Source organism: Afipia sp. Root123D2, from assembly GCF_001425835.1.
Lineage (GTDB): Bacteria > Pseudomonadota > Alphaproteobacteria > Rhizobiales > Xanthobacteraceae > Afipia.
On record NZ_LMDP01000002.1, the window covers coordinates 695,458 to 718,694 of the forward strand.

Genomic DNA, 23,237 nt, shown 5'->3' on the forward strand with positions numbered 1-23,237 from the left:
CGAGCACTGGATGTGGCAGCCGCAATGGCCAAAGCCGCCCACGGCACCTTGAAGATCGTGACCGTTGGCGAAAGCCCGGCTGCGCCAGAGCAAACGGATTTTAGGCTCACCAAGACACATACTTCGGATCTCTCCGAGCGACTTCTACAGGAAGCGCAACAACGAGCCGGCTGGACTGGTGTGAAACCGGTCAAAACTCTTCAGCGGTGGGGCGATCCCGCCGAAGCAATCTTAGATACGATGATACGATTATGGAGGATGCCATCGTGATTGGACGGCGAGGCAGCGGACGCCTTTCAAGGCTGCTCCTCGGCAGCGTGTCCCAGAAGCTGACCAGCCTCGCGCCCTGTGCTGTCATTGTCGTGCCATAGCGGATAACCCGTCGTTTCGCCCCCACAGGTTCGAACGGGATTCGCTTCTTTGCTTCTCAGATATGTCTCGTTCTCTGCGATGTAGTCGCGCGTGTTTGGCACCACGCCTTGTCTCTTTGTCATTTGAATCTGGAAAACCATCATCCCCTCTTCGCGAAACGCCATCTCTGATGAAGCGAGATATAATTCCCACATGCGACAGAATCGCTCGTCATAGAGATTCACTACTTCGCCGCGCCGTGCCAAGAACCGCTCGCGCCACGTCTTGAGCGTATCGGCGTAATGCAGGCGCAAGATCTCGATATCGGTTACCGGGAACCCTGCGCGTTCAATAGCTGGCAGCACCTCCGAGAGAGCGGGAATATAGCCGCCCGGAAAGATGTATTTGGCGAGCCACGGATTGGTGATCCCAGGCCCGTCAGAACGGCCGCACGAATGTAGCAAAAAGACGCCGTCGTCAGAGAGCAGCTCATAGCATTTTTTAAAGAATGCGCTGTAAAAGCCCCGACCGACATGCTCGAACATTCCGACCGACACAATGCGGTCGTAGACTCGATGAAGGTCGCGATAATCCTTGAGGAGAAACTGGATCTTGCCGTCACATCCAGCATCGCCAGCGCGAGCGCGCGAATACTCTAACTGCTCATCGGACAAAGTTACCCCATCAACCTGCGCACCGCAATTCTCGGCGAGGTAGCAACCAAGCCCACCCCATCCCGAACCGATATCGAGAACGCGCCGATCCGGACCCAGCAACAATTTGCCAGCCACGTGCCGCATCTTGGCGCGCTGCGCATCATCGAGCGTTTGATCAGGCTTTTCAAAGTAGGCGCAACTATATTGACGGCTGGCATCGAGGAAGATCGAGTAGAGCCTTCCATCCAGGTCGTAGTGATGAGCAATATTGGCTTTCGCCCTGTTGCGGGAATTGAACTGCTTCAGCCTGCGCCCGATATACCTCAATAGCCACTGAGGCCTTGCCCATAGCGTGGGATTTGCGGTGCGATCCTGTGAGAGCAGCATTGCCAGCAGGCCAGCAAGCGATCCCCGTTCGAGGACGATTTCGCCGTCCACGTATAGCTCGGCGAACCTGAGGTCCGGATCAAGGAGGACAGCCAACTCTGCGGATACCGTCATAAACCGGATCGCCAGCGGCTCTCCAGTCCCATCGCCTACGCGAAAACTCCCGCCGTCGGCAGTCGATACGCTGAAATCACCAGTATGAACGAACGCACGAAACGCAAGGTGCAGAACGTAGGCGATCATTCGATCCGATATCTCGGATATCGAAGCGGGTAACCTTGAGCCAACGAGATTTCGTTTCAAAGGAACACCCGCCTCTTGGTGCTTGATAACAACTGATCATGCCCGCCTTCATTCTGTTTGATGCATATCAAGTCGCTGCAAGACTGTCGGGTAGCGCGCAGCAGCCACATCGGGACGATGTGCTCGCGAGAACGCGCAGACTTTCCCACCGCTGTGCCGCAGAAGACGCAATTTGACCACCCTGGATCACCCGCGGTGGTGCCGCGCCGACTGGAGCGATGCATATGAAAATGTCCCAGCTGCCCCCTCGGTTTTTCGGGCTCAAAAACGCGCGAAAAAATCGAGGCGAAATTCGTCAGCCGTGTCAGAGGGATGTAGGATCGAGTCGTTCTCAAAACGAAATCGAGTCGTTCTCAAAGTGTCAGCACATCCCAGAGAATGCGTGGTGGCTGACGCAGTCATATGCGAACCAGTCTCCGCGAAATTTTCCCTGTAACAGGGAATTTTACAGGGAAATCCGCGATTTCGGGCCACGATTTGGAGATTGTGATCGTAAAATGGCTGCGCCGCAGCGCTATCTCAGCGAATTCCCTACGCGACTTAACAGGGAAAATATCTTACGGATCATAGCAGCCGCGTCTGACGATGCTTGGCCCACGGCATGGTCAGGGAGAGCTTTTGTTTTGTAGCTCGTTACAGTGATCTGCCCCTTTGAAGTTGTCCTCCCTGAAGTATGATTTTCGGATGGAGGATAAGATCGATGGTGAGGAAAAGGCATACGGCTGAAGAGATCGTTGCGAAGCTTCGACAGGTTGATGTGCTGATGGCACAGGGCCGGCAGGTAGCGGACGCGGTTCGTGCGATAAGCGTGACGGAAGTCACGTACTACCGATGGCAAAACGAGTATGGCGGCCTGAAAGGCGACCAGGTGAAGCGGCTGAAGGAGTTCGAGGCCGAGAACACTCGGCTCCGTACGGTCGTCGATAGTTAATGTTGCTGAAGCAAGGCTTCAGCAACATGTAAAAGTCGGGTTTTCTGAACGCCGGCACGCGCGTCAGTCTACCAAGCGTAACGCAATGCGGCCGTTCCGGCATACGTTTTGGAGTTGCCGGACAATCAGCCCTTAAATTCTTTGTTATAGAAATCAAGCAGCTCGCTGCGGTTCTTGAGCCACCATGCATGGGGCCGCTTGTGCAATGCCTTCTGCTCGTCCGCAGAGAAGGCAATTTCCTTCTGGGCGGCTTCTGGCAGCACCGTCTTGCTATTGGCCGGGGAGTAGAACGACTTCTGGACCAGCGACGCCAGCCCGGCAGGGTCGAGCAGAGCGTTGCAATAGAAGTTGGCGCCTTCCGGATTAGGCGCCTTCTTCGGAATACCCAGGCCGAAAATTATACTGATGGCACCTTCCGTCGGATAGGTCGGAACGACGCGAACGCCTTCCGCCGCGAATTGCAGCAGTCTCGATTTATAGTTGGTGCCGATCAGGATCTCCTCATTCTTCAGACCCTGTTCCTGCTGAAGGTGCCCCGGATAGATGCGAGGCTTGGTTGCCTTCTTCATATCCATCATGGCGGCTTTGACTTTCTCGACGTCGATGTTTTCGAGAGACTTTCCGACTTTCAGGGCCGCCACTTCGATGTGATGATACCAGTGCGTGTCGCTCAATCCGATCATACCCGAATATTTTGGATTCCACAGATCGGCGAAACTTTTCGGAGCATCTTTCAGCTTGTCCGGATTGTGACCGATGACCCAGCCGCTGTACTGCCACGGCACGAAGGTCGCGGACTTCAGTTGCGGCAGAATATTTTTCAGGTTTGGAATCTTGTCTGCGCTGACGGTCTCGAGCACACCCTGCGCTTCCATTTCGAAGGCGCTGGCGTCGTCCAGATGAGCAACATCGATGGTGCCGCGCGGCAACCGGCGTGACGCCAGAAGTTTCGTTCGCCGCTGATCGAGGAGACCCAGATCGCGCACGACCGTGTATCCGCCCTTCTCGACGATGGGAGCTTCAAAGAACTGGACCGTCCGGTCGTTCCAGTCGCCGCCCCAGTTGGCAACGACAATCTGTCCGCTCGATGCATTCGCTTTGCCGCCAAACGAAATCGCAACCGTGCCGGCGGCTGCACTCGCGAGAATCTGTCTACGATTAACCGTGCGGTCCAAAAGCTCGCTCATCGAATTCTCCAGATTGTTGGCGCTAAATTGCGATCGATAGAAAACTCCCGGCACCGTCGTTTTCACCGCGGAACAAGGATCGATCTTAGAAGTCCGGTATCGAGGCAGGATGTAAATATGCGACATGCGGGCAGTATTTGTTGGCCCGCGACAGGTGCGCCGATTGGGCGCCTGCGGCGCTCGGATACCAGCAGCTTGGCGCAAAGCTCCTATCCTTCCCGGACAAGGCAACTCAACAATAAAGGTGAACGGATGCCGTCGGATCAGGACTGCGCACAGGTCCCGACCACATCAGGCTGGGAAGGCTCATGCCGCTTATCGAGCAAAACAATTTGGCGACGGGGGAGATGTCGGTCCGGCATGTCTTCATCCGCGACCTCATGATTGACTGCATCATCGGCGTTCACGACAGCGAACACCACGCCACGCAGCGCCTCCGAATCAATCTGGACATGTATATCCCGGAAGAAAAAACCAGCGTTCACGAGCTTCGGGATGTGGTCTGCTACGATGACGTCATCCGGAAAATAACCCGGCTGGTGACGGAGAAGCGCTTTCGCCTGCTCGAGACGGTTGGAGACAAAATCGCCGAGTTGTGCCTCAATGATGTGCGAATTGCGCGCATTCGCGTCATGCTGGAAAAGCTGGATGTTTATAAAAATGCCAGCTCGGTCGGCATCGAGATCTGGCGCGCGCGCGCCGTCACGCCGCCGGCCCCTCACTCCGTGAGAGAACACGGCTCATTGTTGACGGCGTGACCGTTTCCCTTAGCGCCCGAACGCGTAGCCCTGCATGTAACGCGGGTTCGCAGCCGCGCGCAGAATCGAGCCGGTGCGCGAGGCAGCCGAGATCCGCCCCAGCGACCAGCCGTCCACCATCTCGATAAGGTGACCGCGGCGCGCCAGTTCAGCCTTGACCTCCGGGCTGAACCGCTCCTCCATCGTCAGCGATCCCGGCTTGGCCTGACGAGGGAAAAACGAACTCGGCATGTGGTCGTTGTGAAACATCGGAGCGTCGATCGCGCTTTGCAGGTTCATCGCGTGATGCGCGTGGCGCAGAAAGAACACCGAACTCCACTGATCCTGCTGATCGCCGCCGGGCGTGCCGAAACTCCCATAGGGCTGTCCGTCACGAAACAACAGCGTGACCGAGAGCGTCGTGCGCGGCCGCTTTCCGGGCGCGAGCGACGACGGCAGACCGGGCTTCAGCCAGAACATCTGGGCGCGGGTGCCGAGCGCAAAGCCGAGTCCGGGAATCGTCGGCGAGCTTTGCAGCCAGCCGCCGCTCGGGGTCGCCGACACGATATTGCCGTGACGGTCGATCACATCGATATGAACGGTATCGCCCTTCACGGAGCCGCGCGGACCGATGGTCGGCTCGCCCGCGCCGAAGGCCGCCGAACTCAGCCGCGCCACGGTCGGCTCGCCGGCGCCTAGCGCCGCCGCGGCATCACCGGGCCGGCTCACATTGTAAGGCACCTCGTGGTCGTAGCCGTCGATGCGTCCGGGGCGGAATTCGTGCGATGCCCTGTCGGTCACAAGCGCCCGACGCGCGTCTGCATAGACGTCACTCAGCAGCGTCTTGATCGGCACGTCGACAAAATCCGGATCGCCGTAATATTTCTCGCGATCGGCATACGCCAGCTTCGAACATTCCGTCACGGTGTGAATGAATTCGGCGCCGAACGGGTCCATGCCGGAAAGATCGAAGCCCTTGAGCAGCGCAAGCTGCTGCAGGAAAACCGGGCCCTGCGTCCACGGGCCGGGCTTCATGACCTGAAAGCCGTGGTAATCGAGTGACAACGGTTCTTCATAGGTCGGTTGCCAGGTCGCCAGATCCTGTCCGGTTAACAAGCCCGCATGGCGGCGGCCCGACGTATCCATCGCCGGGGTGCGCACGAACTTGTCGATCGCTTCCGCGACGAAGCCTTCGTAGAATGCGCGGCGCGCCGCTTCGATCCGCTGCTCGCGATTGCCCGGCGCGTCTTTCGAGGCGCTGACAATGCGCGCATAGGTTCTGGCCAGATCGGAATTGGTGAACAACGATCCGGCCGGTGGAACACCGTCGCGCAGATAGATCTCCGCTGACGTTCTCCATTCGTCGCGAAACAGCGGCGCGATAGTTTCGATGGCCGCCGAAATTCGCGGCAACATGATGTATCCATCGCGGGCATACGTGATGGCGGTTTCGAGGACGTCGGCCACGTCCATCGTTCCGTAATCCCGCAACAGCGTCATCCACGCACCGAACGAACCCGGGACGCAGGCCGACAGAAATCCACTACCGGGAATGATGTCGAGCCCGAGTTCCGAAAATCGCTCGATCGTTGCGTTCGCCGGTGCCGGTCCCTGTCCGCACAGAACCTGCGAGCGCCTCGTTTTCGAGTCGTAGAATATGACGGGGACTTCGCCGCCAAATCCATTGAGATGAGGCTCTACCACCTGAAGAGCGAAGCCCACGGCGATGGCCGCATCGAAGGCGTTGCCGCCCTTCTCCAGAATCCGCATTCCTGCGGCGGTGCCGAGCCAATGGGTCGATGCAACGACCCCGAACGTCCCCGCGATTTCCGGCCGGGTAGTGAAGGCCGATTCCCCGGCATCGGGGCCATAGCTCAATCGGAAATTACCCAGTTCCAGATTGCTCGGCATACGCGTCATCCCCTTGCAGTTTCACGTTGTATTCAGCCCGCCGCCCGTCATCGATGATCAATAGCGGTAGATCGGAAATGCGTCCGTCAAATTCGCTACCTTCACCTTGACCCGCTGTTCGACCGCCGACGTATCGCCGTCGTTCGCCGCGGACACCGCATCCAGCACCTCCGCGATCAGCAGCCCGACAGTTTTGAACTCGGCCGAGCCGAACCCGCGCGACGTGGCGGCGGCGGTCCCGAGCCTGATGCCGGACGTGATCGTCGGCTTTTCGGGATCGAACGGAATGCCGTTCTTGTTGCAGGTGATGTGCGCCCGTTCCAGCGCGGCTTCCGCTGCTTTTCCGGTCAGATTCTTTTTCCTCAGATCGACCAGCATAAGGTGATTGTCGGTGCCGCCCGAGACGATGGCGTACCCCGCCGCCGACAGTGTTCCGGCCAGCACCTTCGCATTGTCGGCAACGTTCTTGGCATAGTCCCGGAAGATCGGCGTCAGCGCTTCACCAAACGCGACGGCCTTCGCCGCGATGACATGCATCAGCGGGCCGCCCTGCAGGCCGGGGAAAATCGCCGAGTTGATTTTCTTGGCGATGTCCTCGTCGTTGGTGAGTATCAATCCGCCGCGCGGCCCCCGCAACGTCTTGTGCGTTGTCGAACTCACTACATGCGCATGTGGAAACGGCGACGGATGAACCTTGCCCGCCACCAGCCCGGCGAAGTGCGCCATGTCCACGAACAGATACGCACCGACGGAATCGGCTATGCGGCGAAACTTCCCGAAATCCCAGAAACGCGAATAGGCCGAGCCGCCGGCCACGATCACTTTCGGCTTGTGCTCTAGCGCGAGTTTTTCCAACGCCTCCATGTCGATCAAATTGTCGTCGCGGCGCACGCCGTAACTAACGACATTGAACCACTTGCCCGACATATTCGGCTTGGCGCCATGGGTCAGATGCCCGCCGGCCGCCAGATCCAGCCCCATGAAGGTATCGCCCGGCTTCATCAGCGCCATGAACACGGCCTGATTGGCCTGACTGCCGGAATTCGGCTGCACGTTGGCGAAACCGCAATCGAACAGTTCTTTCGCCCGCGCGATGGCGATGTCTTCGGCGACATCGACATACTGGCAGCCGCCGTAATATCGGCGGCCCGGATAGCCCTCGGCATATTTGTTGGTCAGCACCGACCCCTGAGCCTGCAGCACCGCGTGAGACACGATGTTCTCGGAGGCAATCAGTTCGATCTCATTGCGCTGGCGGCCGAGTTCGCTGGCAATCGCGCTCGCGATTGCGGTATCCTGATCCTTGATATCCGCGGTAAAGAACTGGTCGAGCATGGACGACATGATACTAAAATCCTTCAGCATTCAGCGAGATTGACGGCGAGCCCTCCGAGGGAGGTCTCCTTGTATTTGGACTGCATGTCCCTTCCGGTTTCGCGCATGGTCGCGATCACCTTGTCGAGCGAGACGATATGAGTGCCATCGCCCTGCAGTGCCAGTGACGCGGCGCTGATGGCCTTGATGGTGCCGAACGCATTGCGCTCGATACACGGCACCTGAACCAGCCCGCCGATCGGATCGCACGTCATGCCGAGATGATGCTCCATCCCGATCTCCGCCGCGTTCTCGATCTGCTCGTTCGATCCCCCAAGCACCGCGGCAAGCCCGGCAGCAGCCATCGAACAGGCCACGCCAACTTCGCCCTGACATCCGACTTCGGCGCCGGAAATAGACGCATTCATCTTAAACAGCGCGCCGATGGCCGACGCCGTCAGAAGAATCTGCCGCATTCCGTCCTGAGTCGAATCCCGGCAATGGTCCCGATAATAGCGCAGCGTCGCCGGAACGATTCCCGCCGCGCCATTGGTCGGCGCGGTCACTACACGGCTTCCGGCCGCGTTCTCTTCGTTAACAGCGATGGCATAGAGGCTGACCCAATCCATCACCTCGTGCGACATGCGACTGTTGGAACCGAACGCGCCGTTCAGCCGCCGGCTCAGACTGGGCGCCCTGCGTTTGACATGCAGACCGCCAGGCAGTTCACCCTCAGTGACCATGCCGCGTTCGATGCAGTCCATCATCACTGCGATGATGTGATCGAGATAAGCCTCTACCTCCGCGACCGGACGCTGGCTCACTTCATTCGCCATCACCAGTTCAGCGATGGACAGGCCTGCATCGACCCCCATCCTCAAAAGATCGTTGCCGGAGCGGAATGGAAACGGAAGCGTGCTGGGTTCCACGCTTTGCGGCAGGCCCAAATCCGCTTCGGGAACGACGAAGCCGCCGCCGATGGAGCACCAGCGTTCGGCGTGAAGAATATCGTCGCCGCTGAAAGCCATCAGGGAAAGCGTGTTCGGGTGGCGCGGCGGCAACGTCGCATGGTCGAACACAATGTCGCTCTCGGGAGCGAACGCCACCGCGTGACGGCCAGCGAACCGCAACTGCCGCCGACCCCGCACGCTGGCCGCGATCGCGTCGGCTTGATCGGGATCGACCGTGTCCGGAAATTCACCGGCCAGCCCGAGAATGATCGCCTTATCCGTTCCGTGGCCTTTGCCGGTCCAGGCCAGTGACCCGTACAGATCAACACGCAGCCTGGTAACCCGATCGATCAATCCAGCCTTCGCGACCCCGGTCGCGAAGGTCGCGGCCGCCCGCATCGGTCCCACCGTATGCGACGACGACGGCCCGATGCCGACCTTGAACAGCTCGAATATTCCGATCATTGGAAATGTCCGGTTGCAGCGTCTCCGTCAGGCGAACTCGCCGCGCACTTCATCCAGCAATTCCCACACATAGGGCGCGAACGAACGCCAGACGTCGATATGAAACGTGTCCTGCTGCGGCCGCGACAACAGAATTGTCGCCTTCGCGTAAATCGTGCGCGTACACATGCCGACCGGAAAAGCCTCGAGCGACAGATCGAGCGGACATCCGTGATTCAGCAGATACGAACTCCGAGGCCCCGCGACGGCGAACGCATCGGAGCGATGGCTGACATCGACCAGTGAATGAGGATGCTCGGTAAGTCCGCGTTCAAGACTGTCCATCAACTCGGTTGCATCCTCGCCGACGGCCTGAAACATCCATTCGTCGGGGCCGAGCCAGAACACGCTGCGGTGCAGTTTTTCCACGAAACGGCAGGCATCGCGAGGCAACGCGATTCCGAACAGGTCACCGACGGCCTGAATTGCCGCAGGACGCCCGCGAAATATCAGCTTGGCGGCATCCGGCAGAACAGACAGGTTCGCATCGGACACCGAGCGAACCGAACCTGCCAGCGTGGCCAACGAGTTTGCGCGCCGGGTGGACAGATCAACCGTCAAGTCGCTCTCCTTTTTTGTCATAGAAGACCGGCTCGACGACTTCGACCTCGATCGCACCGCTCGGCATCGGGACAAACAGGCGCGATCCCATTTTGGCGCGCCCGCCATGAATCAGCGCCAGTGCAATCGAGCCATCGAGCACCGCGCTCCAGTACGACGACGTCACATGTCCGAGTGTCGGGATTGGCGGCGCCGACTGCGGATTCGCGACCACCTGCGCGCCTTCTTCCAGAACGATTTTCGGATTAATGGTGCGCAGCCCCACAAGTTGCTTGCGTCCCGGCGCGGCGATCGCCGGACGGATCAGCGATCTTTTCCCGACGAAATCCTTCTTCGCCTTGCCGACCGCCCAGTTTAGACCCGCATCGTCCGGCGTGACGGTGCCGTCCGTCTCCTGACCGACGACGATGTATCCCTTCTCGGCACGCAACACATGCATGGTCTCGGTGCCGTAAGGCGTGATGCCGTGGGGTGCGCCTGCAGCCAGGATCGCTTCCCACGCCGCGCGGCCATATCCAGCCGGAACGTTGACTTCGAAACCAAGCTCGCCCGTGAACGACACCCGGAACAACCGGGTCGGCACGCCGCAAATCTTACCCTCGCGCACGCTCATGTGCGGCATCGCTTCGCGCGAAAGATCAATACCGGACACCAGCGGCTCCAACACCTTGCGCGCTAGCGGCCCCTGCACCGCAATCACAGCCCATTGTTCGGTGGTAGAGGTCAGCCAGACGTCGAGACCCGGCCATTCGGTCTGAAGGAAATCCTCCATCATCGAGAGAACGCGGGCCGCGCCGCCGCTCGTGGTCGTGACATGGAAACGGTCCGCCGCCATGCGCCCGACGACGCCGTCGTCCATGATGAAACCGTCTTCGCGCAACATCAGGCCGTAGCGCAACCGGCCCGGCTCGAGCTTGGCCCAGGGGTTGGTGTACATCCGGTTCATGAATTCGGCGGCATCCTTGCCGACGACTTCGATCTTGCCGAGTGTCGATGCATCGAACAGCCCGACCGACTTGCGCGTGGCAAGGCACTCGCGCGCCACCGCCGCATGGATGTCCTCGCCGTTGCGGGGAAAATAAAATGCCCGCTTCCAGAGGCTGACGTCTTCGAAAACCGCGCCCTGTTCTTCGGCCCAATGATGGATCGAGGTCTGGCGCACCGGATCGAATAACTGGCCGCGCGACTGACCGGCAAAGGTGCCGAACGTCGTCGGCGTATAAGGCGGCCTGAAAGTCGTCAGCCCGACCTTCGGAACCGCCACGTTGAGCTCGCCCGCGACAATGCCCAGCGCATTCATGTTCGAGGTCTTGCCTTGATCGGTCGCCATGCCGGTCGTGGTGTATCGCTTGACGTGCTCGATCGACCGGAACCCTTCGCGAGTCGCGAGACGCACATCCTTGCTGGTCACGTCGTTCTGGAAATCGACCCATGCGCGGGTCTTCAGCGGATTGCGATTATGAGGCGTCGCGCCGATGAAACCATCCGCACCGAAATTCTCGGCCTCTGCCACATAAGTCCGCAAGCTGGCCGGCGCCCTGTCCGGTCCGCTTGCCGCACCCGCGCCTCCGGCGGCGCCGTCGTTCAATGCTTCGGCAAGACCGGACATGCCGCGGCACGCACCGACCGAGCGGGCGCGCTCGATCGATTCTCCCGGCAGAAAACTCTTGAGGTCGTCGTTGTAAATCAGCTTGCCGCGCGATTGGGAAAACAGGCTCACATTCGGCGTCCAGCCGCCAGACATCAGCACCAGATCGCAGGCCACCCGTTCCGCCGAACCGACCTGCCCCCGCGCATCGAGCCTGGCGAGATCGACGGAATTCACCCGCAGATGTCCGCCGGTCGCGTTGATCGTCGTCCCGGTTCGCACTTCGATGCCGCTCGCGCGGGCAAGCTCCGGCCAATGCCCGGTGGGATTGGTTCGCAGATCGGCGATCGCGGCGATCTCGACGCCTGCGGCCTTCAGATCGATCGCAGCCCGATAGGCGCTGTCGCAGGCGGTGAAGACAACGGCGCGACGGCCCGGCTTTGCGCCATATCGATTGACATAGATACGGGCGGCTTCGGCCAGCATCACACCCGGCCGGTCATTCTCCGGAAACACCAGCGGGCGCTCGATCGATCCGGTCGCCAGCACCACTTCGCTAGCTCGCAACTGCCAAAGCCGTTCGCGCGGAAGGCCAGCGGCGGCCGCACCGACATGGTCGGTGACGCGCTCGCAAAGTCCGATCAGATTGTGCGGATACCACCCGAAGGCCGTGGTCCGCGCCATCAGCACGACATTGGGCCGCGCGCGCAAATCATCAAGCGCGGCAACAACCCAGTCCGACGCGCTCTTTCCGTCAATCGTTGCCGACAACTCCGCGAGCAGCGACCCGCCCATCTCGGCCTGTTCGTCGCAGAGAATAACTTTTGCGCCGGTGTCCGCGGCGGCCAGCGCAGCAGTAAGGCCCGCAGGCCCCCCGCCGACGACCAGCACGTCGCAATGAGCATACACCTGCGTATAACGGTCGGCATCGGACTGGGTCGGCGCGCGGCCCAGTCCCGCCGCACGGCGGATGATCGGCTCGTACAATTTCTTCCAGGCCGCCTTCGGCCACATGAAGGTCTTGTAGTAAAAGCCCGCCGGCAGGAATGCCGAGAGCGATTCATTGGCTGCGCCGAAATCGAATCCCAGCGACGGCCAGCGATTTTGACTTTCTGTGGTCAGCCCGTCGTAGATTTCAACCTGGGTGGCGCGCAGGTTCGGCGAATAGCGCGACTGATCGCGGCCGACGCCGATCAAAGCGTTCGGCTCGTCGGAGCCGGCCGTCACAATGCCGCGCGGACGATGATACTTGAACGATCGCCCAACCAGATGCACGCCGTTCGCGATCAGCGCCGACGCCATCGTGTCGCCCTCGAAACCCTGGTAGCTTTTACCATCGAAGCTGAAGTTGAGAGGCTTAGCGCGGCGGATGCGACCGCCGGCGGGAATACGAAAGGCCTGACTCATCGAGCGGCCTCCCCGCGCTGCGTCGCCGGCCGCGTGGTGCCTGTTTCATAGGTCTGAAGGATCTGATCGCTGGCTGTGTCCCTGAGCACGTTCAAGAACCGGCCGCACCCGTGAATGTGACGCCAACGTTCGGCATGAACTCCTCTGGGATTGGTCCGGATATAGAGAAACTCCGCCCATTCCTGATCATTCAACAGCGACGGATCGGCCGGCCGCGCGATATGCGCCTCGTGACCGTAGGAAAATTCAAGCTCCGGTCGCGGGCCGCAGTAAGGACAACAGATAACGAGCATCAACCTATCCTACGGTTCAATGGGCAACGGCCGCGGCGGCAGCCTCATCGATCAGAACGCCGTCGCGGAACCGTTCGATCGTGAACGGTGCGTTGAATTCATGCGGCTCGTCTTTCGCGATGGTCCATGCGAAAACATTTCCGGAGCCAGGCGTCGCCTTGAACCCGCCGGTACCCCACCCGCAATTGACATACAGGCCCTTGACCGGCGTCTTGGCGATGATCGGCGAGCGATCGGGCGTGACGTCGACCGTACCGCCCCAGTTTCTCAACATCCGCAAGCGGCGGAACATCGGAACCAGTTCGCAGATCGCATCGAGCGTGTGGTTCACGATGTGAAGTCCGCCACGCTGCGAATACGAGGTATAGGCGTCGGTGCCGGCGCCGATCACCATCTCGCCCTTGTCCGACTGGGAGATGTAGGCGTGAATCGTGTTGGACATGACGACGCAGGGGAAAACCGGCTTGACCGGCTCCGACACCAGCGCCTGCAGCGGATAGCTCTCCAGCGGCAGCCTGATGCCCGCCATATTCATGATGATGCTAGTGTTGCCTGCGGCGGACACGCCCACCTTCTTGGTTGCGATGAACCCGCGCGAGGTTTCGACGCCTTCCACCGCGCCGTTCGCGCCGCGCCGGATTCCGGTGACCTCGCAATTCTCGATGATGTCGACACCGAGGGCATCGGCCGCGCGCGCGTATCCCCATGCGACGGCGTCGTGCCGCGCGGTTCCGCCTCTGCGCTGCAGCGCGCCGCCGAGGATTGGATAACGCATCGCGCCTCCGATATTCAGCGGCGGACAGAACTCCTTGCACTCCTGCGGATCGAGCCACTCATTGTCGATGCCGTTGAGGCGGTTGGCGTGGACGTGCCGCTTGAAACTTTGGACGTCATGAATGTTGTGCGCCAGCATCAGAACGCCGCGCGGCGAATACATGACGTTGTAGTTTATCGACTGCGACAGGCCTTCCCACAGCTTCAGCGCGTGCTCGTAGAGTTTTGCGCTCTCATCGAACAGATAGTTCGACCGGATGATGGTGGTGTTGCGGCCGGTGTTGCCGCCGCCAAGCCAGCCGCGCTCGACCACTGCCACGTTGGTGATGCCGTGCTCCTTGGCAAGATAGAAGGCAGCCGCAAGCCCATGCCCGCCGCCGCCCACGATAACGGCGTCGTAAGCCGGCTTCGGATCCGGCGAACGCCATTGCCTCCGCCAACCTGAATGACCGCTGAGACCGGCTCGGAACAATGAGAGAGCGGAGTATCTTTGCATCGGGGCTCGCCTTGCTGACGCATCACGATACAGTCGCGCGCTTTGCAGCTACCAGCATCGGACCGTCAAAAGGATGGGATCAACGCGACATTTCCCATTAAGTTACGCTGGAAAAACAGTGACTTCGGCTTGGCCACAACACGGCTCTTGCAATCGAAAATCCTGCACTGCAACAACGCCTTTACTCGTTCAGGCCAGCGCACCGTCGGTGAAGCGTTCCGACACAAAATCGACATCGAATTTCGATGACGGACCGATGACGACAAGGCTGGATTCCTGCGAGACGCCGGGCGCCGCGACTCTTGGAGCATCGTCAGGCGTGAGCTTCCATCGCGACCCGACGCGCTGATAGATGAACCGCTGGGATGGATTATCCGAGAAATGGAAGATGCCCTTGGCTCGGATGATGTCGGCGGGCAATTGCTCCAGCGCGTTCGTCAGCCTCTCCTTGCCCAGAGGATTACTCCAAACCCGGCTCCAGCTTCGGAACACCGAGCTATGATCTTCATCCGGCAGACACGCCATCGCCACCGATTGCTGGGTCCGGACGCCGAGCACCACATCTGCGGGCACATCCGCATGGGCCACTTCAAGAACCGGACGCGTGCCTGCGAGTTCCTGCAAGTGGTCGCGAACCGCGCGACCGCGCGTGCCCAGCAGGTCGACCTTGTTCAGCACGATAATATCCGCGGCCGAAAGCTGGGCCGAGAATATCGATGCGAGGTCGGGATCGTTATGTCTCTCCTCGAAGGTTTCGCCATCCACCAGCGTCAGGATGCCGTCCAGATAAAGCGCCGGATTCGCCAGCGCGACCTGGGCGATGCCGCGCGGGTCCGCAAGCCCGCTGGCCTCGAGAATGATCGCGTCCGGCGGCTCCGGACTGTCGGACAACTTAATCAGCGCACGGGTCAGATCTCCCGCAACGGTGCAGCAGGCGCAACCATTGGCGAGGCTGATCGCATCCTCGCTGCGGGACTTGATCAGCGCGGCATCGATGTTGATGTTGCCGAAGTCATTGACGAGTACGGCCAGCCGCCGCCCCTGCGGCTCGGACAAAAGCCGGTTCAGCAGCGTGGTCTTTCCCGCACCGAGAAACCCGCTGATGACCGTCAGCGGCAGCACGTTGCTTTGAGCGGCGGTCCGCGCGGGAATCAGACGCGCCGCCTCAAAGATGCCGGTCAACATGCTGAGAGTTTCGCTCTGGAGCACGCTCATGTTTGTCGCCTCACCGGCCAGCGCTGACTGTCGCGCGCCTTGTCCTCATGCGGGCTGCACCTGCCCGCCGAGAACGGTTCCCCAGATTCCTATGTCTTTCAGGTTCGCCGGATTCACCTCGTACGGATCCTGATCCAGAATCACGAAGTCCGCCATCTTGCCCGGCTCAAGGCTGCCGATTTTCTGCTCCATGCCGAGCACATAGGCGGCATCGATGGTGATCGCCCGCAGCGCGCGCTCGACGCCGATCCGCTCGCCGGGAGCCAATACGGTCTTTCCGTCCAGCGCGATGCGGTTGACCGCGATCCACGCCGCGGTGAGCGGATGGAGCGGCACCAGCACCAGCGAATAATCGGAGTGTAACGCGAACACGACGCCTTCCCGCTCCAGTGAACCCAGCCGCGCGACCGCCTCGGAACGATCGGGGCCGAATCCCTGCTCGCTATGAAGCTGACTGCGGTAATGGACGAAGTAGTTGTTGACGCTGGCGAGGCCACCCAGCGCCTTGAGCCGGCGCGCCTGATCCGGCGTGCTGATGCAATAATGCTCCAGCGTGAAGCGGTGATCGAACCGGGGCTGGATCTCCTGCAGCTTGGCGAGCGCGTTCAACGACGCATCGACCGCCTCGTCGCCGTTGGCATGGCAATGGACCGCGATTCCCTTTTTCCAGAATGGAAGCATCCGTTCGTGCAGTTCATCCCAGGGCACATCGTTGCGAAGGCCGTTGCTGCCGTCCAGATAGCCCGGGAAATTCAGCCGCAGCGACATCGCCGGGAACGAGCCGTCGGACAGGAATTTGACGCCGTGGAAAAACAGCTTGTCGCTGCTGCGCTTCATCGCATCGACAAGAAAATCCGCCGCCTTGCTGCCGTGGCTCGCATGGAGCGACATTTCGAGCGAAACCAGGCCCATGCGAAGCGGATAGGTTTGTTCGGACACGACCTTCGAATAGAGCTTCCACTCGGCCTCGAAATCACCCTTGCCGAAAATCATTTCCGCCGTGGTGGTGACGCCCGCCTTGTGGGCGATATCGCCCATCCGGCGCATTCCGTCTTCGCCACCGCGTGCCGCGATCTCGGCACGCAGCGCGCCCAGCGCAATGCGTCCGGCTTCAAGCTCGACGAACACGCCGTTCAAGCGGCCATCGGGGTAACGCTGCACGCCGTGGACGTTGGTGTTGTTCGGAACGGCGGCGTGATCCAGCGCCGGGCTGTTCAGGTAAACGAAGTGAGGGGCGTAGGAGATCACCCAGATCGGCCGCGTGGTTGAGATCTGATCGAGTTCGTCGCGATCCAAATGTCCGCCCTGCGCGGCGGGATCCAGTCCCCACGCGATCAGCGGCGCCGTCGGATCGCTATCCGCGCGGTCCACCTCACGTAGCTTGTTCATGACATCCGCGCGGGTCGGCAAGCCCGGATTGATTCCGTTCGGGCCAGGCGAGTCGATCGGGCCGATATAATGCAGCGCGAGATATCCCGCCGAGAAGGCGAAGTGGGTGTGCGGATCGATGAAACCGGGCATGATGATCTTGTCCCGGAACGTGTCATCGATGCGATGGGGATTTCGGTCGAGCCACGGCTTCATGGTTTCCAACGTGCCGGTCGACAACACCCGGCCGTCCATCACCGCCACCGCTTCGGCGAACGGCCTTCCGGTGTCCATGGTAATGACTTTACGAGCCCGATAGACAGTAATATCGCCCATTTACTTCTCCTCACCGGCTGTTTCGGTAGTTGATCATCCTCGTGTCGAAGCAGGCTGTTATTGAGGCGACAGAAATGTTGTAAAATTTCCAAACATTCATCTGCTTTGAATCACGCTGCCCGAACCTGTCCGGGCCCGACCGCGCTCGCAGTTTTGAGCGTCGATTCAAGCCATGCACCACATGCCTCGAGCGACATTGAACGATTGCGACATTATAGACGTAAGAAAGCGACAATGAGTCGTCCACAGCTTGCTTATCAGAACAGCCCCGAGAATGATCAACACACCGCCCACCGACCTTTTCCAGTGATGAAAACGCCCGTGGTCTGGTGCGTGCTTGGGGTGCAGGAGCTGACATGGCGGACAATGACTTGAGAGGACAAGGCTGGATCGTTCCGCCCAGTCAGTACATCAAGAGCCGTCCCGCCATCTGCGACATTCCAATACCAAGCTCCAGGTATCTGCAGATGAGGGATGGCTGCAAGATCGCGGCTGATATCTATCTGCCCGAGGGCGGCGAGCACAAACGTCCGACAATTTTCATTCAAACCCCCTACTATCGACGCTTCGCCGTCGAGCCCGGGGTGCAAGGCGTTGAGGTTTCGCCGAACGTCGCAAAATATCGCGATGTCTTCGTATCGCGCGGCTACGCGGTTGTTATCGTGGATATTCGCGGAACCGGCGCAAGCTTCGGCACCCGGGATAGCTTCCGCTCTCCTAAAGAACGAGACGACGCTGTCGAGATCACCGATTGGATCGTGGCGCAGCCTTGGTCCAACGGATCGGTCGGGGCGACCGGGATTTCCTATCTCGGGGCTGCCAGCGATTTTCTGGCCAGCACTGCGCATCCCGCGGTCAAAGCTATCGCGCCGCTATTCGCGGTTTGGGACACCTATTTGGACAACTATTATCCGGGCGGTGTTTTGCTGACCAATCTGGCCAGCGTGTACGATGAGTTAATGGTGGCACTCGACCACGACAACCGGACGCTTCTGAAAAAATTCGCTTATTATGCCGATCCTCACTTCCGCGGGCCTCAGCCGGTGGACGAAGACGCGGACGGCTCCCTTTGCAGAGAAGCGGTTGCCCAACACGCCGGCAATTTCCGGATGCCTGAATTTATTGGCCAGCTTGAGTACCGCAACGAACCTGTGCCGCATAGGCCAGCCCTGTCGTCGGCAAGCATCAGCCCTTCTCACTACGCATCCGGAATCAGGGACGACGTCGCCGTGTACTCGGTCTCCGGGTGGATGGATGGCGCGGGCTATATGAACGGCGCAATCAGCAGATTTCTGACGCTCCCCAGCAAAAACAAATATCTGTTGCTCGGCCCATGGGATCACGGCGCACGTATCAATGTTTCACTTTGGCGAGCCAGTGAGACGCCTGAATTTGACCTGTTCGCCGAGATTCTACGATTCTTTGACGAGCATTTGCTGGGACTTGAAACCGGACTTCGAAGTGAAAAGCCCATTCACTATTTCACTCTACACGAAGAGGTCTGGCGGGGCGCCAGTTCCTGGCCACCGGTTAAGCCTGAAACATGCCTGTTCATTTCCACCGCTGGCCGCTTGTCGGAAGCTCCTGAGGCAGCAGCTGAAGACTCCTATCGCGTCGATTTCGCGTCGGCAACCGGACAACGAACGCGTTATGAGCGCATCGCCGCGATAGACAGCCGAGAGTATTATACGGACTGGAATGGACGCGATCAGCGGATGCTAAACTATACATCCACTCCTCTTGCGAGGAAGGCAGAATTAGCCGGCCACTGCACTGTTTCGCTCTGGATCGCTAGCGACACGCCCGACCTTGCAATCCATGCATATCTTTCAGAGGTCGATAACGACGGAAATGCGAGATATGTCACAGAGGGGCTACTGCGCGCGATCCATCGACAGGAACAGCAAGCGCCGGCCAACTATCAAACATCGTGGTCCTTCCACTCCTGCACGCGGGAAAACGCTCGACCAATGCCGGTGGGGCAACCACAACTCGTTCAATTCGCGTTGCTCCCGATCTCGTGGGAATTTCCCGCCGGCAGCCGAATCAGACTTTCGATCTCAGGTACGGACGCGGATCATTGCAAACGCATACCAGACGATCAAACCCCGAACGTCAAACTTCAGATGGGGGCGAGCATGGCTTCCTCCATCTCACTGCCACTTCGTCCATCGGGTATTACGGATTTCTCAACGCACCTGGTTAGTAGCATGAGGCTACACTAGTCGCGCGCTAGCTGCGACGATCATTCCAATCAGCAATAGTGTCATCTGAGCTACGACTCCAACGTTGTTATGCATTGAAGAACTGGTCGCGCTCCTTGATATCTGACGAATACCCAGCACCATCGAAATGACCCAAGGTATAAATGCAAAGACGATGATTGGCAGCTTGTGGATCGACCCGCTAGTAGAGATAAACTGAAAGCCAATTGGAAATAAGAAGAAACTAATCGCGGAGAGGATTATTGGCATATTGCGCTGATTGTTCATTCTGTTTTTTCTCAGACACCATTACGAGTTCCTGGGACGCCGATAAACTTAAGCGCTTACATTCCGATACTACACGGTTTCGCCCAGACACGCGCAATAGTTGAACTCACCTCAGCCAGAGACTAGCACATGATTTTTACGAGCAATGAACTCCTAGCGTTTTTGAAAGATCACGGCATTCTTGCAAAAACGTATGAACATCCGCCGGTGCACACCGTCGAAGAATCCCGCGAGCTGCGCGGCGACATTCCGGGCGTCCACACCAAGAATCTTTTTCTTCGCGACGCCAAGCGGAATTTCTATCTGGTCGTGACCGGCGAAAGCACCAAGATCAATCTCAAATCTCTCGGCCCAAAAATCGGCGCGAACGGCAAACTGTCGTTCGCCGCGCCCGACGCCTTGAACGACGTGCTGGGAATTCAGCCGGGCAGCGTCTCGCTACTGGCGGCGATCAACGATGCGGATAAGCGAGCGACGGTGGTGATCGACGAAGCCCTGCTGGCCGAAAACCCGATCAATTGCCACCCTCTCACCAACACAAGAACGACATCGCTCTCGAAGGACGACATTTTGGCATTTCTGACGGCGACGGGACATGCACTGCATTATTTCTCATCGTCGAGCGATGGCGGGCCTGAAACCTAGCCAAGAGATTCTGTCGCGGCGCTGCCCGCTCCCGGACAGGAGCCTTTACTTTCCAAGGTCCGGGCGCGAGTCGGATTGAAACAACAGGCAGCTGTCCGGCGATATGACCATGGACACCTCCCGCCCGACGCCAAACGTATCGGCCTCGTTCCGGTTCGACTGCTGAACGAGGATGGTTCGGTTCTCTGCGATCCGCACCTGATATTCGGTCGAGGGCCCGAGGTAGCTGACCAGTTCGACGGTGCCGGTGAGTGTATTGACATCGCCGGACCCGGTCGCCTCGCCCGATCCCGCACGCAGGAGCCGTATCTTTTCAGGCCGGATTCCCAACAGCGATGCCGGTGACGATGAGGGCGGCACTTTCAGCGAAAGACCGTCGTCGGTCGCAAAGATGCCCTGCGACAGTTTGCCGGAAAAGAAATTGGTCTTGCCTATAAAATCCGCGACGAAGGGAGTTGCCGGCCGTTCGTACAGGTCGGACGGCGAGCCGATCTGTTCGATCTTTCCGGCGTTCATCACAACCAGACGATCAGCGAGACTGAGCGCCTCCTCCTGATCGTGAGTCACGAACACGGTCGTCAAGCCGAGCGACTGTTGAAGCTGCCGAATTTGAATGCGCACGTCGTGGCGCAGTTTCGCATCTAGCGCGGACAGCGGTTCGTCAAGCAGCAGCACATGCGGATTGATGACCAGCGCTCGGGCCAAGGCGACGCGTTGCTGCTGGCCGCCGGACAATTGCCTCGGCATCCGCTCCGCGAACTGGCCGAGCTGAACCAGGTCCAGAACCTCGGTCACGCGGCGCTTGATGTCCGGTTTCGGAATCTGACGCATCTCCAGACCGTAAGCGACGTTCTGCGCCACCGTCATGTGGGGAAACAGAGCGAACCCCTGGAACACCATTCCGGTGTTGCGCTTGTTCGCCGGAACGTTGGTTACGTCGCGATCGCCAAAAAGGATCCGTCCTTCGCTGGCCTCGACAAATCCCGCAATCATCCGCAGCGTGGTGGTCTTTCCGCAACCGCTCGGACCGAGCAGCGCAACGAATTCACCATCGTTGATCTCGAGCGAAATCTCGCTCACGACCGAAAGTGCTTCGTATCGTTTGGCAACCTTCTCAAGAAGTATCTTCGACACGTGGAGAGCTTCCTTTGACGGTTAAAAAGTACGGCCGAGACGAACGTAACGGTCCGAGATGATGAGCGCCGCCCCGATGATCAGGATCTGGATGGTGGCGACCGCCATGATGACAGGATCGGTGCGGTATTGCAGGTAATTCAGCATCGCGATCGGCAATGTGATCCGGCCCGGCCCGACCAGCAGAAGCGATTTTTCCAGGTCGCCAAACGACGCGATGAAACCGAACAGCGCACCTGCCGTCATGCCGGGCCGGATCATCGGAACAGTGATGCGGAAGAATGTGGTCAGGCGGCTCGCGCCGAGACTGAGCGAGGCCTCCTCAATCGAAGGATTCAGCCCGGCTAGCGATGCGATCAGCAGGCGCAACACCCACGGAATTGCGATCAGAGTGTGAGCCAGCACCAGCCCGTAGAAGGTCGACGCCAGTTGAAATTCGGTCCGGATCTGCACCTCGATATAGAACAGATAGATGGCGCTGCCGGACACGATCGCAGGAATCATCAGCGGCGACATCAGGACGGTGTTGATGGCCTCACGGCCCGGAAAGCGATAGCGGGCGATGGCCAGAGCCGCGGGAATGCCGACCAGCAGCGCCAGCATCGAAGCCGACACGGCGACTTTCAAGCTCAGCAGAAAACCGTCGCGGAACGCCGCCATGTTCCATGCTTCGACGAACCATGTGGCGGTGTATCCCTCGGGCGGGAACGACATGATCTTGTTGCTGAAGAACGCCACCCAGATCGTGATTCCCAGCGGCAGGAATATGAAGAACAGGATCAGCCAGACGCTGCAGAGATAAATGGCCCGCAGCAAGGTTTGTCCGAAATTATCCCTCATGAGTTGGCGCCTTCCCGGGCGGCCCTGTTAAAGGCCAGACTCGATGCCAGCGTCAGCACCATCGTCATGGTGATCAAGATGAATGCCAGCGCCGCGCCGAACGGCCAGTTCATGGTCGCGGAGAACTGCGAATAGATCGTCGGCGCCATCATGTGGAATTGCGGACCGCCGACAAGTATCGGCGTCGCATAGGCATTCATCGACAGGATAAAGCAAAGCACTGACCCGGCGAAGATTCCGGGCATCAGCAGCGGCAGCACGACGCGCCGGAAGGTCGTCAGCGGAGAGGCTCCGAGATTTGACGACGCTTCCTCAAGCGAAACATCGATTCCCTGCATCACGCTGTTCAGGGTCACAATCATGAACGGCAGCAGCACCGAGGTCAGGCCGGTGATGACCGCGCCGGACGTATACAGAAGGCGAAACGAACTGGTGGCGACGCCCACTTCCTGGATGAGGAAGTTCAGCAGTCCGCCATTGTCGAGGACGATGATCCAGCCCGCCGTTCGCGCCACGTTTCCCATGAACAAGGGAAGCACAATGGCGACGATCAGATATCGTTTCAGGAATTCCGACTCGGTACGCGCGACGAAATACGCGACGGCCAATCCCCCGATCAGACAGAAAAGGGTCGTGACCGTCGAGATCCAGAGCGTGGTCCACAACACCTGCTGGTAGAATTCGTCCTTGAAAAACCGGACGTAGTTCTCAAGCGTGAAGACCTCTAGATACATCTGCGCCGGGTCGTACCGGAACAGACTGAGCCGCAGCATCAGAACTAAGGGCAACAACAACAGCACCGTGACGAACACGAGTGCTGGAGCTGCCAGCTGATAAGGTACGCCCGCTCGCCTGAA

The 23,237-nt window shown here is 59.5% G+C and carries 17 protein-coding genes and 2 pseudogenes; 5 read left to right on the forward strand and 14 right to left on the reverse strand.

The features are described from left to right. Positions 1-24 precede the first annotated feature (24 nt). Positions 25-371, forward strand: a pseudogene (locus tag ASC80_RS23125) (universal stress protein). On the opposite strand, the gene ASC80_RS12415 reads toward ASC80_RS23125, so the two are convergent. After that, positions 297-1,637 carry a cyclopropane fatty acid synthase gene (locus tag ASC80_RS12415; RefSeq protein WP_082512552.1) on the reverse strand — a complete coding sequence of 447 codons (1,341 nt, stop codon included), beginning with the start codon at positions 1,635-1,637 and terminating at the stop codon, positions 297-299. The pseudogene ASC80_RS23125 and the gene ASC80_RS12415 sit on opposite strands and share 75 nt — an antisense overlap. A 760-nt stretch (positions 1,638-2,397) precedes the next feature. Between ASC80_RS12415 and ASC80_RS12420 the strand changes: the two are divergent. Beyond that, a pseudogene (locus ASC80_RS12420) lies at positions 2,398-2,619 on the forward strand (transposase); the annotation flags it as partial. 134 nt (positions 2,620-2,753) lie between these two features. Here the strand turns inward: ASC80_RS12420 and ASC80_RS12425 are convergent. Beyond that, positions 2,754-4,046, reverse strand: coding sequence for an ABC transporter substrate-binding protein (locus tag ASC80_RS12425; protein ID WP_156464379.1), 1,293 nt, complete (start codon positions 4,044-4,046; stop codon positions 2,754-2,756). A gap of 77 nt (positions 4,047-4,123) precedes the next feature. On the opposite strand from ASC80_RS12425, the gene ASC80_RS12430 reads away from it, so the two are divergent. Then, positions 4,124-4,573 carry a dihydroneopterin aldolase gene (locus tag ASC80_RS12430; protein WP_056297363.1) on the forward strand — a complete coding sequence of 150 codons (450 nt, stop codon included), beginning with the start codon at positions 4,124-4,126 and terminating at the stop codon, positions 4,571-4,573. Between the two features lie 9 nt (positions 4,574-4,582). Here the strand turns inward: ASC80_RS12430 and ASC80_RS12435 are convergent, their stop codons facing one another. The 9 genes from ASC80_RS12435 to ASC80_RS12475 all read right to left on the reverse strand — a co-directional run bounded on the left by ASC80_RS12435 (position 4,583) and on the right by ASC80_RS12475 (position 17,269). Further along, positions 4,583-6,463: a gamma-glutamyltransferase family protein gene (locus ASC80_RS12435; RefSeq protein WP_156464380.1), complete on the reverse strand. Its 1,881-nt coding sequence runs from the start codon at positions 6,461-6,463 to the stop codon at positions 4,583-4,585. Between the two features lie 57 nt (positions 6,464-6,520). Further along, positions 6,521-7,807: a serine hydroxymethyltransferase gene (glyA, locus tag ASC80_RS12440; RefSeq protein ID WP_244487260.1), complete on the reverse strand. Its 1,287-nt coding sequence runs from the start codon at positions 7,805-7,807 to the stop codon at positions 6,521-6,523. 14 nt (positions 7,808-7,821) lie between these two features. Further along, positions 7,822-9,192 carry an L-serine ammonia-lyase gene (locus tag ASC80_RS12445; protein ID WP_056297367.1) on the reverse strand — a complete coding sequence of 457 codons (1,371 nt, stop codon included), beginning with the start codon at positions 9,190-9,192 and terminating at the stop codon, positions 7,822-7,824. 27 nt (positions 9,193-9,219) lie between these two features. Further along, positions 9,220-9,792: a sarcosine oxidase subunit gamma gene (locus tag ASC80_RS12450; protein WP_244487261.1), complete on the reverse strand. Its 573-nt coding sequence runs from the start codon at positions 9,790-9,792 to the stop codon at positions 9,220-9,222. Then, a complete protein-coding gene (locus ASC80_RS12455; RefSeq protein ID WP_056297377.1) occupies positions 9,782-12,787 on the reverse strand; it encodes a sarcosine oxidase subunit alpha family protein in 3,006 nt (1,001 codons plus the stop codon). The genes ASC80_RS12450 and ASC80_RS12455 overlap by 11 nt, the downstream gene beginning before the upstream one ends. Continuing rightward, positions 12,784-13,080, reverse strand: coding sequence for a sarcosine oxidase subunit delta (locus tag ASC80_RS12460; protein ID WP_056297380.1), 297 nt, complete (start codon positions 13,078-13,080; stop codon positions 12,784-12,786). The genes ASC80_RS12455 and ASC80_RS12460 overlap by 4 nt, the downstream gene beginning before the upstream one ends. Before the next feature lie 16 nt (positions 13,081-13,096). Further along, positions 13,097-14,350 carry a sarcosine oxidase subunit beta family protein gene (locus ASC80_RS12465; RefSeq protein WP_056297383.1) on the reverse strand — a complete coding sequence of 418 codons (1,254 nt, stop codon included), beginning with the start codon at positions 14,348-14,350 and terminating at the stop codon, positions 13,097-13,099. 189 nt (positions 14,351-14,539) lie between these two features. After that, positions 14,540-15,565, reverse strand: a complete 1,026-nt coding sequence (locus tag ASC80_RS12470) for a CobW family GTP-binding protein (protein WP_082512555.1) — start codon at positions 15,563-15,565, stop codon at positions 14,540-14,542. Between the two features lie 45 nt (positions 15,566-15,610). Further along, positions 15,611-17,269, reverse strand: coding sequence for an amidohydrolase (locus ASC80_RS12475; protein WP_056297388.1), 1,659 nt, complete (start codon positions 17,267-17,269; stop codon positions 15,611-15,613). Between the two features lie 356 nt (positions 17,270-17,625). Here ASC80_RS12475 and ASC80_RS12480 point away from each other — a divergent pair, with 356 nt between their 5' ends. Then, positions 17,626-19,494 carry a CocE/NonD family hydrolase gene (locus ASC80_RS12480; RefSeq protein ID WP_056297390.1) on the forward strand — a complete coding sequence of 623 codons (1,869 nt, stop codon included), beginning with the start codon at positions 17,626-17,628 and terminating at the stop codon, positions 19,492-19,494. Positions 19,495-19,890: 396 nt separating this feature from the next. After that, positions 19,891-20,406 (forward strand): prolyl-tRNA synthetase associated domain-containing protein, encoded by a 516-nt coding sequence (locus ASC80_RS12490; RefSeq protein ID WP_056297401.1) that lies wholly within the window; start codon positions 19,891-19,893, stop codon positions 20,404-20,406. 45 nt (positions 20,407-20,451) lie between these two features. On the opposite strand, the gene ASC80_RS12495 is transcribed toward ASC80_RS12490, so the two are convergent. Genes ASC80_RS12495 through ASC80_RS12505 form a run of 3 tightly spaced genes read right to left on the reverse strand, consistent with a single transcriptional unit; the run spans position 20,452 to position 23,153 of the window. Next, positions 20,452-21,540, reverse strand: coding sequence for an ABC transporter ATP-binding protein (locus tag ASC80_RS12495; RefSeq protein WP_056297405.1), 1,089 nt, complete (start codon positions 21,538-21,540; stop codon positions 20,452-20,454). Positions 21,541-21,561: 21 nt separating this feature from the next. After that, positions 21,562-22,380, reverse strand: coding sequence for an ABC transporter permease (locus ASC80_RS12500; protein WP_082512556.1), 819 nt, complete (start codon positions 22,378-22,380; stop codon positions 21,562-21,564). Further along, positions 22,377-23,153 carry an ABC transporter permease gene (locus tag ASC80_RS12505; RefSeq protein WP_210168412.1) on the reverse strand — a complete coding sequence of 259 codons (777 nt, stop codon included), beginning with the start codon at positions 23,151-23,153 and terminating at the stop codon, positions 22,377-22,379. Before ASC80_RS12505 ends, ASC80_RS12500 begins: the two co-directional genes overlap by 4 nt. Between the last annotated feature and the right edge of the window lie 84 nt (positions 23,154-23,237).

Coding starts and splice junctions, on each gene's coding strand:
- ASC80_RS12415 (WP_082512552.1), bottom strand. CDS start 1,637: ATGATCGCCTACGTTCTGCACCTTGCGTTTCGTGCGTTCGTTCATACT.
- ASC80_RS12430 (WP_056297363.1), top strand. CDS start 4,124: ATGCCGCTTATCGAGCAAAACAATTTGGCGACGGGGGAGATGTCGGTC.
- ASC80_RS12435 (WP_156464380.1), bottom strand. CDS start 6,463: ATGCCGAGCAATCTGGAACTGGGTAATTTCCGATTGAGCTATGGCCCC.
- glyA (WP_244487260.1), bottom strand. CDS start 7,807: ATGTCGTCCATGCTCGACCAGTTCTTTACCGCGGATATCAAGGATCAG.
- ASC80_RS12445 (WP_056297367.1), bottom strand. CDS start 9,192: ATGATCGGAATATTCGAGCTGTTCAAGGTCGGCATCGGGCCGTCGTCG.
- ASC80_RS12455 (WP_056297377.1), bottom strand. CDS start 12,787: ATGAGTCAGGCCTTTCGTATTCCCGCCGGCGGTCGCATCCGCCGCGCT.
- ASC80_RS12460 (WP_056297380.1), bottom strand. CDS start 13,080: ATGCTCGTTATCTGTTGTCCTTACTGCGGCCCGCGACCGGAGCTTGAA.
- ASC80_RS12465 (WP_056297383.1), bottom strand. CDS start 14,350: ATGCAAAGATACTCCGCTCTCTCATTGTTCCGAGCCGGTCTCAGCGGT.
- ASC80_RS12470 (WP_082512555.1), bottom strand. CDS start 15,565: ATGAGCGTGCTCCAGAGCGAAACTCTCAGCATGTTGACCGGCATCTTT.
- ASC80_RS12475 (WP_056297388.1), bottom strand. CDS start 17,269: ATGGGCGATATTACTGTCTATCGGGCTCGTAAAGTCATTACCATGGAC.
- ASC80_RS12480 (WP_056297390.1), top strand. CDS start 17,626: ATGGCGGACAATGACTTGAGAGGACAAGGCTGGATCGTTCCGCCCAGT.
- ASC80_RS12490 (WP_056297401.1), top strand. CDS start 19,891: ATGATTTTTACGAGCAATGAACTCCTAGCGTTTTTGAAAGATCACGGC.
- ASC80_RS12500 (WP_082512556.1), bottom strand. CDS start 22,380: ATGAGGGATAATTTCGGACAAACCTTGCTGCGGGCCATTTATCTCTGC.
- ASC80_RS12505 (WP_210168412.1), bottom strand. CDS start 23,153: ATGCTGCGGCTCAGTCTGTTCCGGTACGACCCGGCGCAGATGTATCTA.